General features: G+C 72.7%; 11 protein-coding genes and 1 riboswitch. Of the genes, 3 read left to right on the top strand and 8 right to left on the bottom strand.

The window, feature by feature from the left end; genetic code table 11:
* Positions 1-58: 58 nt before the first annotated feature.
* From Q7A36_RS17275 to Q7A36_RS17265, 3 genes are all read right to left on the bottom strand, one after another.
* On the bottom strand, positions 59-1261 hold the full coding sequence (locus tag Q7A36_RS17275) for an acetyl-CoA C-acyltransferase (protein WP_305104968.1): 1203 nt from the start codon (positions 1259-1261) through the stop codon (positions 59-61).
* Between the two features lie 140 nt (positions 1262-1401).
* The gene (locus Q7A36_RS17270) at positions 1402-1869 is read right to left on the bottom strand and encodes a PaaI family thioesterase (protein WP_305104967.1); all 468 of its coding nucleotides are present in this window, start codon (positions 1867-1869) and stop codon (positions 1402-1404) included.
* A 31-nt stretch (positions 1870-1900) separates the two neighbouring features.
* Positions 1901-2659: a TlyA family RNA methyltransferase gene (locus Q7A36_RS17265; RefSeq protein WP_305104999.1), complete on the bottom strand. Its 759-nt coding sequence runs from the start codon at positions 2657-2659 to the stop codon at positions 1901-1903.
* A gap of 74 nt (positions 2660-2733) precedes the next feature.
* A riboswitch (cobalamin riboswitch) is annotated at positions 2734-2950 on the top strand.
* Between the two features lie 57 nt (positions 2951-3007).
* Between Q7A36_RS17265 and metE the strand changes: the two genes are divergently transcribed.
* Positions 3008-5299: a 5-methyltetrahydropteroyltriglutamate--homocysteine S-methyltransferase gene (gene metE / locus Q7A36_RS17260; protein ID WP_305104966.1), complete on the top strand. Its 2292-nt coding sequence runs from the start codon at positions 3008-3010 to the stop codon at positions 5297-5299.
* A gap of 110 nt (positions 5300-5409) precedes the next feature.
* Here the strand turns inward: metE and dxs are convergent, their stop codons facing one another.
* From dxs to Q7A36_RS17235, 5 genes are all read right to left on the bottom strand, one after another.
* A complete protein-coding gene (gene dxs, locus Q7A36_RS17255; RefSeq protein WP_305104965.1) occupies positions 5410-7332 on the bottom strand; it encodes a 1-deoxy-D-xylulose-5-phosphate synthase in 1923 nt (640 codons plus the stop codon).
* A complete protein-coding gene (locus Q7A36_RS17250) occupies positions 7332-8249 on the bottom strand; it encodes a polyprenyl synthetase family protein (RefSeq protein ID WP_305104964.1) in 918 nt (305 codons plus the stop codon). Before Q7A36_RS17250 ends, dxs begins: the two co-directional genes overlap by 1 nt.
* A 13-nt stretch (positions 8250-8262) precedes the next feature.
* Positions 8263-8496, bottom strand: a complete 234-nt coding sequence (locus Q7A36_RS17245; protein ID WP_305104963.1) for an exodeoxyribonuclease VII small subunit — start codon at positions 8494-8496, stop codon at positions 8263-8265.
* A gap of 463 nt (positions 8497-8959) precedes the next feature.
* Entirely contained in the window at positions 8960-9436 is a 477-nt protein-coding gene (locus Q7A36_RS17240) for a CYTH domain-containing protein (protein ID WP_305104962.1), read from the bottom strand.
* A 4-nt stretch (positions 9437-9440) separates the two neighbouring features.
* Positions 9441-10301, bottom strand: a complete 861-nt coding sequence (locus Q7A36_RS17235) for an alpha/beta fold hydrolase (RefSeq protein WP_305104961.1) — start codon at positions 10299-10301, stop codon at positions 9441-9443.
* Between the two features lie 113 nt (positions 10302-10414).
* Between Q7A36_RS17235 and Q7A36_RS17230 the strand changes: the two genes are divergently transcribed.
* Positions 10415-11977: an ABC transporter substrate-binding protein gene (locus tag Q7A36_RS17230; protein WP_305104960.1), complete on the top strand. Its 1563-nt coding sequence runs from the start codon at positions 10415-10417 to the stop codon at positions 11975-11977.
* A 27-nt stretch (positions 11978-12004) separates the two neighbouring features.
* A complete protein-coding gene (locus Q7A36_RS17225) occupies positions 12005-12970 on the top strand; it encodes an NAD(P)-dependent oxidoreductase (protein ID WP_305104998.1) in 966 nt (321 codons plus the stop codon).
* The last annotated feature ends 1 nt before the right edge of the window (position 12971 follow it).

Here is a 12971-nt window from a genome sequence, read left to right as displayed (position 1 = left end):
GCCGGGCGGCATGGAGGGTCATCCAAGCCGCCCGTGAACCACCCCTCCCGGGGCCGGCCTATGCCACCTCGAACAGCCCGGCGGCGCCCTGGCCGCCGCCGATGCACATCGTCACCACGACATATTTCGCGCCGCGGCGCTTTCCCTCGATCAGCGCATGCCCGGTCATGCGCGCACCGCTCATCCCATAGGGATGCCCGACGGCGATGGCGCCGCCATCCACGTTCAGCCGCTCCTGCGGGATGCCGAGCTTGTCGCGGCAATAGAGCACCTGGCAGGCGAAGGCCTCGTTCAGCTCCCAGAGGCCGATATCGTCCACTGTGAGGCCGTGCTGCTTCAGCAGCTTCGGGATGGCGAAGACCGGGCCGATGCCCATCTCGTCCGGGTCGGTCCCCGCCACCGCCATGCCGCGATAGATGCCCAAGGGGTGCAGGCCGCGGCGCGACGCCTCGCCCTCCTCCATGATGACGCAGGCGCTGGCGCCGTCCGAGAGCTGGGAGGCATTGCCGGCGGTGATGAAGCGCCCCTCCTTCACCCGCTGACCCTCCTTGAAGACCGGCTTGAGGGAGGCGAGGCCCTCCAACGTCGTGTCGGCGCGGTTGCCCTCGTCCCGGGTCAGCGTCACCTCCTTACGGGTGATCTCGCCGGTCGTCTTGTCCTGGATCGCCATCACGCTCGTCAGCGGGACGATCTCCTGCTCGAAGCGCCCGGCCGCCTGCGCCGCCGCGGTGCGCTGCTGCGACTGCAGGGCGTACTCGTCCTGCGCCTCCCGGCTGATGCCGTAGCGCTCGGCGACGATCTCGGCCGTCTCCAGCATGGTCATGTAGAGCTGCGGCACGTGCTGCTCGAGCCAGGGGTCGCGCGTGCGGTGGCGGTTCATCTTGTCGTTCTGCACGAGCGAGATGGATTCGAGCCCGCCGCCGACCGCGACCTGCAGCCCGTCGACGATCACCTGCTTGGCCGCGGTCGCGATGGCCATGAGGCCGGAGGAGCACTGCCGGTCCAGCGACATGCCGGGCACGCTGTGCGGCAGGCCGGCGCGCAGCGCGCATTGCCGGGCGAAATTGCTGCCCTGGCTGCCCTGCTGCAGCGCGGCGCCCATGACGACGTCCTCGACCTCGGCCGGGTCGAGCTTCGCCCGCTGCACCGCGGCCGCGATGACATGGCCGCCCAGCGCCTGGGCCTGGGTGTCGTTGAAGGCGCCGCGATAGGCCCGCCCGATCGGCGTGCGCGCGGTGGAGACGATGACGGCTGTGCGCATGGCCTGTGTCCTCCCTTGTCGACAACATCTGGTAGGAAAGAAGGCAAGGCCAGGGAGGAGGTATCCTCCCTGGACCCACCTCTATTTCTCTGAGTCTGCCAGCCGCCGCGCGGCAGCGCCCGACTCGCGAAACCAACGCCTCAGGCGCTGCCGAGGATCTTCCAGATCCCGTCGGCCTGCACCAGGCTGCGATCGCCCGAGGTCAGCATGCCTCGGATGAAGACGACGCTCTTCGTCGCCCGCATGACCTCGCCGCGGCCGATGACCAGTTCCCCGAGCTTGCCGGGCGCCATGAAGTGGTGGTTGAGCTGCACCGTGGTGACGGGCTTGCGGCCGACCGCCTCCCACACCGTCATGCCCAGCACGTCGTCCATGAAGCTCATCAGCATGCCGCCATGCACGACGCCGCCGATGTTGAGGTGCCGCTGCTCCGGCAGGAAGGCGTATTCCCAGGCCTCGCCCACGCGGCGGGCGAGGAAGGGGCCGATCATGGCGGGGTAGTCCCTGGCCGGCACGGGCTTCCAGCCCTCGGCCTTGAGCGCCGGCGGCACGGCATGGGCGGGCTTCAGGTCCGGGTAGCGGACCTCCTGGGGGGCGATGTCGTCCATGCGCGGGATATAGCGGCAGCGGCCGCCCGCGTCAGGCGGGCCGTTCGGCGGCGATCAGGAACTCCCGGTTGCCCTCCGGCCCCAGGATCGGGCTCGGCTCCACGCCGATCACCCGCCAGCCCGGCAGCCCGCCCCACCAGGCGGCGATGCGGTCGCAGACGGCGCGATGCACCGCCGCATCCCGCACCACGCCGCCCTTGGCGACCGCCGGCCCCACCTCGAATTGCGGCTTGATGAGCGCGACCGCCCAGGCGCCCGGCGCGCAGAGCGAGAGCGGCGCGGGCAGGACCGTCTGCAGCCCGATGAAGCTGGCATCGCAGACCAGCACGCCGGGCGGCTCCGGCACCTGCGCAGCCTCGAGGTAGCGGGCATTCACCCGTTCCAGCACCACGACCCGCGGGTCGTTCCGCAGCGTCCAGGCAAGCTGCCCGTGGCCGACATCCACGGCATAGACCTTCGCCGCGCCGTGCTGCAGCAGAACGTCGGTGAAGCCTCCCGTGGAGGCACCGACATCGAGGCAGACCCGCCCGGCCGGCGAGAGGCCGAAATGCGCCAGCGCATGCGCCAGCTTCACGCCGCCGCGGGAGACCCAGGGATGGTCCTGGCCGCGGACCTCGAGCGGCCGGTCCCCGGCGATGACCTGCCCCGCCTTCTCGATCCGCTGCTCGCCGGAATAGACCTTCCCGGCCAGGATCAGGGCCTGGGCGCGGGTGCGGCTCTCGACCAGGCCGCGATCGACCAGCGCCTGGTCGGCGCGGCTCCGCGCCTTCGCGCCGTCCTTGTCTGCCATGGCCAGGGCATAGCAGGCCCGGCGCGGCCACCAAACCGTCATCTGCGGCGCATTGACCGCATAATCGCATAAAGATATCCTTATTTCATGTCGGTCCCGCGCGAGCGGGTGAAAAGGGAACGCCGTGCGGTGCCTCGCACCCAGTCGGCGGCTGCCCCAGCAACTGTCGGCGGAGAGCCGGTGCCTTTCGCCCCCTCTGCGGGGCGGCCACTGCGCGGGCGACCGCGTGGGAAGGCGGGGCGCCGGCGCGGATCCGCAAGCCAGGAGACCTGCCGGCATCGGCGACCCCGCGCGGGCGCCGCAACCGCTTCCGCCGGGCTGGGCGCACCGGCGGCGGAGACCATGGGCATGACCATCGCCGCCAATCTCGGCTATCCCCGCATCGGCCCGCGCCGCGAACTCAAGCAGGCGCTCGAGGCGCATTGGGCCGGCCGCCTGCCCGAGGACGGGCTGCGGCAGGCCGCCGCGGCCCTGCGCGCCCAGGCCCGCGCGCTGCAGCGCGGCAGCGGCATCGCGCATGTGCCCTCGGGCGACTTCGCCTTCTACGACCATGTGCTGGAGACCGCCTGCGCCTTCGGCTGCGTCCCGCCCGGCTATGGCTGGTCCGGCGAGGGGCCCGTCCCGCTCGCCACCCTCTTCGCCCTCGCCCGCGGCACGCCCGAGGCGCCGGCGCTCGAGATGACCAAGTGGTTCGACACCAACTACCACTACCTCGTCCCGACCCCCTCGGCCGCGCAGGGCTTCCGCCTGGTCGAGAACCGCTGGGCGGCGGCGGTGGCGGAGGGCCTCGCGCTGGGCTGCCGCACCCGGCCCGTGCTGCTCGGCCCCGTCTCCTTCCTGCTACTCTCGAAGCCCCTCGACACCGACCGGCCGCTCGACCTGCTGCCGCGCCTGCTGCCGGCCTATGAGGCGGCGCTGCGCGGCATCGCCGAGGCCGGCGCGGCCTGGGTGCAGATCGACGAGCCCTGCTTGGCGACCGACCTGCCGGCCGGCGCCGAGGCCGCCTATCGCCTGGCCTATGACCGGCTTGCCCAGGCGGCGCCCGGCCTCGGCCTGCTGCTCGCCAGCTATTTCGGCGGGCTCGGGGAGAACCTGCCGCTGGTCGCTTCGCTGCCGGTCGATGGCGTGCATCTGGACCTGGTGCGCGACCCCGGCCAGCTCGCGCCGGCGCTGGAGGCGCTGCGGCCGGACCTCTGGCTCTCGCTCGGCGTCGTCGACGGCCGGAATGTCTGGCGCGGCGACCTGCGGCGCGCCTTCGGCCTGCTGCGGCAGGCTGCGGCGCGGTCGGGCGGCGCCCGGCGGCTGATGGTGGCGCCCTCCTGCTCCCTGCTGCATGTGCCGCAGAGCCTGGCGCACGAGACCGCGCTCGATCCGGCGCTGCGCCGCCGCCTCGCCTTCGCCGAGGAGAAGCTGGCGGAGGTCGCGCTGCTGGCCCGCGCGCTCGACGAGGGCGAGTCGGTGGCGGCCGCCGCCTTCCGGGAGAGCGATGCGGTGCTGGCTGAAGCCCGCGCCGATGCCGCCGCGCACCGCGCCGATATCGCGGCGCGCCTGGCCGCCGTGACGCCGGCGATGGAACGCCGCGCCAGCCCCTTCGCGGCGCGCGCCGCCCGGCAGCAGGCGCGGCTGGGGCTGCCGCCGCTGCCCGTCACCACCATCGGCTCCCTGCCGCAGACCGCCGAGGTGCGGCAGGCCCGCGCCCGCCTCGCCCGCGGCGAGACGACGCCGGCGGACTACGAGGCGGCGATGGCGCGGCTGACCGAGGAGGCGGTGCGCTGGCAGGAAGCGGCCGGCATCGACGTGCTGGTCCACGGCGAGTTCGAGCGCAACGACATGGTGAAGTATTTCGCCGAGCAGCTCGACGGCTATGCCGTGACGAAGCATGGCTGGGTGCAGTCCTATGGCAGCCGCTGCGTCGCCCCGCCGATCATCTGGCGGGACGTGGCGCGGCCGGCGCCGATGACGGTGCGCTGGGCGGCGCATGCGCAGTCGCTGACCGCCCGCCCGGTGAAGGGCATGCTCACCGGCCCGGTGACCATGCTGCAATGGGCCTTCGCGCGGGAGGACATCCCGCGCGAGACGGTCTGCCGGCAGATCGCGCTCGCCATCCGCGATGAGGCCGAGGACCTGGAGGCCGCCGGCATCGCCATCGTCCAGATCGACGAGCCCGCCTTCCGGGAGGGCCTGCCGCTGCGCGCCGCGGCGCGCGCCGACTACCTGCGCTGGGCGGTCGCCGCCTTCCGCCTCGCCGCCTCCGGCCTCGGCGACGCGACCCAGGTCCATACCCATATGTGCTACAGCGAGTTCGAGGACATCATCGGCGCCATCGCGGCGCTGGATGCCGATGTCATCTCGATCGAGACGGCGCGCAGCCGGATGGCGCTGCTCGACGCCTTCGCCGGCTTCGACTACCCGAACGCGGTCGGCCCGGGGGTCTGGGACATCCACAGCCCGCGGGTACCGGAGGCCTCGGAGATGGCGGCGCTGGCACGGCAGGCGCTGCGGCGGCTGCCGGCGGGGCGGCTCTGGCTCAACCCCGATTGCGGCTGCAAGACGCGCGGCTGGGCGGAGGTGCGGCCGGCGGTCGGCAACCTGGTCGCCGCCGCGCGGCAGTTGCGGGCGGAACTGACCGCCGCGGAGTGAGGGGGCGTTCCCCGGGAGTCGAACCACCAGGGGCCGCAGGGCCCCTGGCCTTCCCGCACCGGCTCAGGCCCGGTGCGGGCCGGGATGACCGGCCGGGGTCGTCGCGGCGATCAGGCCCGCGCCGGGGCCACCGCGACGCCGCTGCCGAGTGCCGAGACCGCCATGGCCACGATCTGCGCCGCGTTCAGCCCGGCCTCGTCATACTGCTTCTTCGGGCTGTCGTGGTCGATGAAGCGGTCCGGCAGGCACATCGGCCGCACCTTCAGCCCGGCATCGAGCATGCCGCGCAGCGCCAGGTGCTGCAGCACGAAGCTGCCGAAGCCGCCCACCGAGCCTTCCTCGATGGTGATCAGCACCTCGTGCTCGCGCGCGAGCCGTTCCACCAGCGCGGTATCGAGCGGCTTGGCGAAGCGCGCATCGGCGACGGTCGTGGACAACCCCTTGGCGCCGAGCTCCTCCGCCGCCTTCAGGCATTCCTGCAGCCGCGCGCCATAGGAGAGGATGGCGACCTTGGTGCCCTCCCGCAGCACGCGCCCCTTGCCGATCTCGAGCGGCGTGCCGCGCTTCGGCAGCTCGAGGCCGATGCCCTCCCCGCGGGGATAGCGGAAGGCGCTGGGGCGGTCGTCGATCGCCGCCGCCGTCGCCACCATGTGCATCAGCTCGGCCTCGTCGCTCGCGGCCATCAGCACGATGCCGGGCAGGCAGCCGAGATAGGCGATGTCGAAGCTGCCGGCATGCGTCGCGCCGTCGGCGCCGACCAGGCCGGCGCGGTCCATGGCGAAGCGCACCGGCAGGTTCTGCAGCACCACGTCATGCACCACCTGGTCATAGGCGCGCTGCAGGAAGGTGGAGTAGATGGCGCAGAAGGGCTTCATCCCCTCCGTCGCCATGCCGGCGGCGAAGGTGACGGCGTGCTGCTCGGCGATGCCGACATCGAAGGTGCGCTTCGGGAAGCGCTTGCCGAAGGCATCGAGCCCGGTGCCGGAGGGCATGGCGGCGTTGATCGCGACGATCCGCGCATCCGCCTCGGCCTCCGCGATCAGGGCATTGGCGAAGACCTTGGTATAGGAGGGCGGGCCGGGCGGGGCCTTCTGCTGCTCGCCGGTGATGACGTTGAATTTCTGCACGCCGTGGTACTTGTCGGCGCTGGCCTCGGCCGGGGCATAGCCCTTGCCCTTCTTGGTCACCACGTGCAGCAGGATGGGGTCGTGCAGCTCCGTGTCGCGGAGGTTTCGCAGCACCGGCAGCAGATGGTCGAGGTCGTGCCCGTCGATCGGGCCGACATAGTAGAAGCCCAGCTCCTCGAAGAGCGTGCCGCCGGTCAGCAGGCCGCGGGCATATTCGTCGGCCCGCTTCGCCGCCCGCTCGATCGGCGCCGGGAAGCGCCGCGCCAGCTTCGCCATCATGTCGCGGATGGAGAGGAAGGGGCGGGAGGAGACGACCTTCGACAGGTAGGCGCTCATCGCCCCGACCGGCGGCGCGATGGACATGTCGTTGTCGTTCAGCACGACGATCAGCCGCGACTTCTCGGCGCCGGCATTGTTCATGGCCTCGTAGGCCATGCCCGCGCTCATCGCGCCGTCGCCGATCACGGCGATGACGTTGCGCGTGTCGCCCTTCAGGTCGCGCGCGACCGCCATGCCGAGGCCGGCGGAGATCGAGGTGCTGGAATGCGCCGCGCCGAAGGGGTCGTACTCGCTCTCGCTGCGGCGGGTGAAGCCGGAAAGGCCGCCGCCGGTGCGGAGCGTCCGGATGCGGTCGCGCCGGCCGGTCAGGAGCTTGTGCGGATAGGCCTGGTGGCCGACATCCCAGATCAGCCGGTCGCGCGGCGTCTCGAAGACCGCATGCAGCGCGACCGTCAGCTCGACCACGCCGAGCGAGGCGCCGAGATGGCCGCCGGTGACGCTGACGGCCGAGATGGTCTCGGCGCGCACCTCGTCGGCGAGCTGCTTGAGCTGGTCGGCCGAGAAGTTGCGCATGTCGGCCGGCACGCGGACGCGGTCGAGGAGCGGAGTGGCAGGCGGGGGCGACATCAGCTTCTCCGCTCGATGGTGAAGTCTGCGAGCATCCGCAAGAGGTCGCCCCTCTCGCCGAAGCCGTCAAGGTGAGCCTTGGCCTGGGCGACCAGCCGCTCGGCCTGCAGCCGCGCGCGCTCGAGCCCGAGCAGTCCGACCAGCGTGGCCTTGCCGGCGGCGGCATCCTTGCCGGTCGCCTTGCCGGTCTCCGCCGCGCTCGCGGTCGCGTCCAGCAGGTCGTCGGCGATCTGGAAGGCGGCGCCGAGGTCGCGGCCATAGCCGAGCAGCGCGTGCCGCTGCGCGAGCGGCGCCTTGCCGAGGATGGCGCCCGCCTCGGCCGCGAACTCGATCAGCTTGCCGGTCTTGAGCGTCTGCAGCCGGCCGATCGCGACCTCGTCGAGCTGTTCCTCGGACCGCTCGGCCAGCATGTCGAGCATCTGGCCGCCGCACATGCCGCGCGGGCCGGCGGCCCTCGACAGGCAGCGCACCAGCTCGGCGCGGACCGCCGGGTCGGCATGGGTCGCGTCCTCGGCCAGCACGGTGAAGGCATGGCTCTGCAGCGCGTCGCCGGCCAGGATCGCCGTCGCCTCGTCGAAGGCCTTGTGCACGGTCGGCTTGCCGCGGCGGAGGTCGTCGTCGTCCATCGCCGGCAGGTCGTCATGCACCAGGCTATAGGCATGCACCATCTCGAGCGCCGCGGCGACCCGCAGCGCCGCCTGGCGGGAGACGCTGAACTGCCGCGCGCCCTCCAGCACCAGGAAGCCGCGCAGCCGCTTGCCGCCGCCGATGGCGGCATAGCGCATGGCGGCATAGAGCGGCGCCTCCGGCCCCTCCTCGGGCGGCAGCAGGATATCGAGGGCCTGGTCGATCTCGGCGGCGGCCTCCGCCATGGCGCGCGCCAGGGAGAAGGCCGGCGCGTCGGTGGTCGTGCTCATCCGGGTCGGGACCTCATTCGACATCGCGCAGCGTCGGGCCGCCGGGGCCTTCGACGATGGCCTGGACCTTGGCCTCGGCCTCGGCCAGCTTCCGCTCGCAATGCTGGCGCAGCGCGGCGCCCCGTTCGTAATCCGCGATCGCCTGGGCGAGGGATCCCTTCCCCCCTTCCAGCGACCGAACGATCTCCTCCAGCTCCTGCAGCGCGTCCTCGAAGGACATGGCCGCGAGCGCGCGCCGCGCGGGCATGTCCTCCGCTCCGCCGGGCTGGCCCCGCCCCTCTCCCATACGGGTCTCCTGGCTCGAAATCACATCATACATCCGGCGGGCCGCCGGCAAAACCTTGCAGCTTCGTTGACAGCCCAGCGGACGCGCAACGACCTGTCACGTGACATGGACGCGACAGTGTCAGGATCGTTGGAATCCTGCAATCGCCATGGGTTGCGGGCGAATGGGCCGAACCGTTGCATCTTCTCCACCTGCCGCCCGCCCGAGCCTGGGCCATCCGGCAGGGGCGCGGCATACTCCCGCCGCGGCATCCGGGCCAGCCTCGGTCCAGGACTCGCCCGGAGGAAGAGGGGCCCTGCCCCGCCCCCCCTGCCGTGCGGCGCCTTCCTGCCGCCCGCCCCGCCTCCCCCTGGCCGACCGAGCCGGGGCGGCGCTGCCGATGGCGGTGCCCTTCGCCGCCGGCGGCTCGGCCGATCCGTGACGGTCAGACGGCAGGCGGGGCCGCGGCGCGGGCCAGCACCGCGTTCTGGTAGCGGGCATCCGCCGTCACCTCCGCCCCGACCCAGTCGGGCAGCGTCACGGCCTGATCGGCGGCGGCCAGTTCGACCTCCGCCAGCACCAGCCCGGCCAGATGGCCGCCGAAGGCGTCCACCTCCCAGACCAGGCCGCCATGGGCGACGCGGGTGCGGGTCTTCTCGATCACCGGGGGGGCGCAGAGCGTCTCCAGCATCGCCAGCGCATCCGCCGCCGGGATCGGGTACTCGTATTCGGCGCGCGCCAGCAGGCCGGGGCCCTTGATGGTGAGGACGCCGTCATCGTCGACCAGCCGCACCCGCACCACCGGCGCGCCGCCGCCGCCATGCGCCAGGTAGCCCTGCCGCAGGCGCTGCCCCGGCCCGAGCGCCGCGGCGCGCCAGCCATCGCCGGCGACGAGGAATTTCCGCTCGATCTCCGTGCCCATGGCGTCAGGCCCCGACGAAGCGGAGGATCTCGCCGAAGAGCCGCTCCGGCGCATCCGCCCGCATGGTATGGCTCGACTCCTCGACGATGACGAGGCGCGAGCCCGGGATCAGCCGGTGGATCTCCTCGGAGAATTCCGGCGGGCAGATCCAGTCGAGCCGCCCGGCGAGGATCAGCGTGGGCGCGGCGATGCGCGGCAGTTCCGGCCGCAGGTCGAAGGTCCGGAGGAAACCGCCCGGGCGGAAGGCACGGTTCAGCGCCTCCGGGCTGTGGATGGCGCGCGCCGTGCCGTCCTCGGCCTTCGCCGGATCGTGCTTCGCCGAGTAGAGCGGGCCCATCACGCGGTAGTAGCGCTTCAGCTCCGCCTCGTCCTCGAAGCCGCCCTCCCAGACCTTGGCGCAGAGCGCCTGCTGCTCCGGCGTGCCGCGCTCGGCCAGGATCTGCTGCGCGCGCGGGATGAAGCCGCCATGCGAGGCCGTGACGACGAGCACGAGATGCGAGACGGCATCGGGGTAGCGCGCCGCATGCGCCTGCGCGACCATGCCGCCGTAGCTCGTGCCGATGGAGACGATCGGGCTGCAGCCGAGATGGCGGCGCAGCGCCTCCATGTCCTCCACCGCCTCGTCCAGCGTCCAGCGCGCGGGATCGCCGCGGCCGGAGCGGCCCTGGCCGCGATGGTCGAAATAGACGACCTGCATGGCCTCGGTCAGCGCGGCATAGGCCGGCTTGAAGCCGCTGTGGTCGCTGCCCGGCCCGCCATGGATCGCGAACGCGACGGGGCGTTCCCGCATCCGCGGCCCGTCCGGCACCAGGCCCGGACCCTCGATGTCGAACCAGATCTCCGTGTCGCGAACCCTCGCGCGCATCGCCTGCCCCCTGCTGTCCCGCACAGAGTAGCGGCCGCCGCCCGGGCGCGCGACGGGTTGCCCGCCGGCACGCGGCTTGCTCAGCTTGCCGCGGGAACGGCAAGGAGGGTGCGATGGCAGGCGGCATCGGCAGGCGACCACTTCTCGGCGCGGCGGCCTCGGCGCTTGCCGGCCCCGCCATCGGCCAGGGCGCGGCGGCGGCCACGCTGCGCTTCGTGCCGCATGCGAACCTCTCCTCGCTCGACCCGCTCTGGTCCAGCGCGCTGATCTCCACGAACTATGCGCTGATGGTGCACGACTTCCTCTACGGCCTCGGCGCGGACCTGCTGCCCCGGCCGCAGATGGTGGAGGGGCACGAGCTTTCCGCCGACGGCCTGAGCTGGACCTTCCGGCTGCGCGACGGGCTCTGGTTCCATGATGGCGAGCCGGTGCGGGCGCAGGACTGCGTCGCCTCCATCCGCCGCTGGCAGCAGCGCGACATCTTCGGCAAGCGCATGGCATCGCAGATGGCGGAGATCCGCGCGCTGGACGACCGGCGCTTCGAGATCCGGCTGACGAAGCCCTTCGCGCTGATGCCCTTCGCCCTGACCCAGCCGGTCATCCTGCCGGAGCGCGTGGCGCGGACCGATGCCTTCACCCAGGTGACGGAGAGCATCGGCAGCGGCCCCTTCCGCTTCGTCCGCGACGAATGGGTCGCGGGCTCCCGCGCCGTCTTCCGCAAGTTCGACCGCTACGTCCCGCGCAACGAGCCGCCGGAGGCCTGGGCCGGCGGCAAGGTCGTCCATCTCGAGCGGGTGGAGTGGCAGGTCATGCCCGACCCCGCCACCGCCGCGGCGGCGCTGCAGCAGGGCGAGGTGGACTGGATGGAGCGGCCGCTGCTCGACCTCGTCCCCCGCCTGCGGCGGATGCGCGACGTGACGGTGGAGGTGGTGGAGCGCCTCGGCTTCTACGGCTTCGTCACCTTCAACACCCGCGTGCCGCCCTTCGACAACCCGGCGCTGCGCCACGCCCTGGTCCCGGCGGTGGACCAGCCGGAGTTCATGCAGGCGCTGGCTGGCAGCGACCCGGAGCTGACCAGGACCGGCTTCGGCTGGTTCCATCCCGACAGCCCCTATGCCAATGACGAGGGGCTCGCCGCCCTGATCGGCCCGCGCAACCTCGACCTCGCGCGCCGGCTGGTGAAGGAGAGCGGCTATGACGGCCGCCCGGTGGTGCAGATGCTGCCCACCGACCTGCCGGCGCCGAACGCCATCGGCCTGGTGGCGAATGCGCTGCTGCGCGGCATCGGGCTGAACGTAGACCTGCAGGCGATGGACTGGGGCACCATGATCGGCCGCTGGCGGGCGAGCGGCGAGGGCGCGGACCGCAACCCCTGGCACTGCTTCGCCCTCTCCTGGTCCGGCCTCTGGACCACCAATCCGGGCATGCACACGCCGCTCTACGGCAACGACCACCCGAACCCGCGCATGGAGGCGCTGCGCGACGCCTGGTTCGACGCGCCGGACATGGCGGCGCAGCAGCAGGTGGCGCGGCGGATGCAGGCGCAGGCGCTGCAGGAGCCGCCCTTCATCCCGGTCGGCCTCTGGATCATCCCGCATGCCTGGCGCGCCTCGCGCGTCAGCGGGATCCTGAAGGCGCCGAGCACGGTGTTCTGGAACGTGCGGAAGACGGCCTAGCCTCCGGGCCGTCCTCGCGGGACCGCGCTGTCGCCGCGCCCCGCGCCGGGTTGCGCGCGTCGCCGGGCCGGTGGTCAATGGCGCCAAGACGCGGGAGGGACGGGCATGGAGCAGGTGGCGGGCGTCATCGGCCTCGGCATCATGGGGGGCGCCATGGCGCGCAACCTGCAGGCGGCCGGCTGGCGCGTGATCGGCTACGACACCGACCCGGCACGGCGCGCGGCGCTGGCCGAGGCGGGGATCGAGGTCGCGGCGGATGCCGTAGCCGCGGCGCGGGCGGCGCCGGTGTTGCTGACCAGCCTGCCCAAGCCCGCCGCGCTGCACGCGACGGTGAAGGCCCTGGCCGAGGCGGGCCTGCCGCCGCGCCTGCTGGTCGAGACCAGCACCTTCACGCTGGAGGACAAGCTGGCCGCCGAGGCCGCGCTGCGGGCCGCGGGCCATGCCGCGCTCGACTGCCCGCTCTCGGGCACCGGGGCGCAGGCGGAGCGCAAGGATCTGGTGGTCTATGCCAGCGGCGATGCGCAGGCGATCGCCCGCCTCGCACCCTTCTTCGCCGGCTTCGCGCGCGCCACCCACGACCTCGGCGCCTATGGCAACGGCACGCGGATGAAATTCGTGGCCAACCTGCTGGTCGCCATCCACAACCTCGCCTCGGCCGAGGCCATGGTGCTGGCGGAGAAGGCGGGCCTCGACCCCGCCAAGGTGGTGGAGCTGGTGGCGAGCGGCGCCGCCACCTCCCGCGTCTTCGAGCTGCGCGCACCGATGATGGCGGCCAAGCGCTACGGGCCGCCGACCATGCGCAATGCCATGTGGTCGAAGGACATGGAGGTGATCGGCGCCTTCGCCGCCTCGCTGAACTGCCCGGTGCCGCTGTTCAGCGCGGTGCTGCCGCTGCACGCGGCGACGCTGGCCGCGGGCTTCGGCGGGGAGGACACGGCGGCGATCCATGCGGTGCTGTCGCGCATGGCCGGATTGGACGGTGGGGAGGGCTGAG

It is taken from the genome of Paracraurococcus lichenis (genome assembly GCF_030657435.1).
Classification (GTDB): domain Bacteria; phylum Pseudomonadota; class Alphaproteobacteria; order Acetobacterales; family Acetobacteraceae; genus Paracraurococcus; species Paracraurococcus lichenis.
Note: the sequence above shows the minus strand (reverse complement) of the source record. Positions and strands in the feature narration are given on the sequence as shown.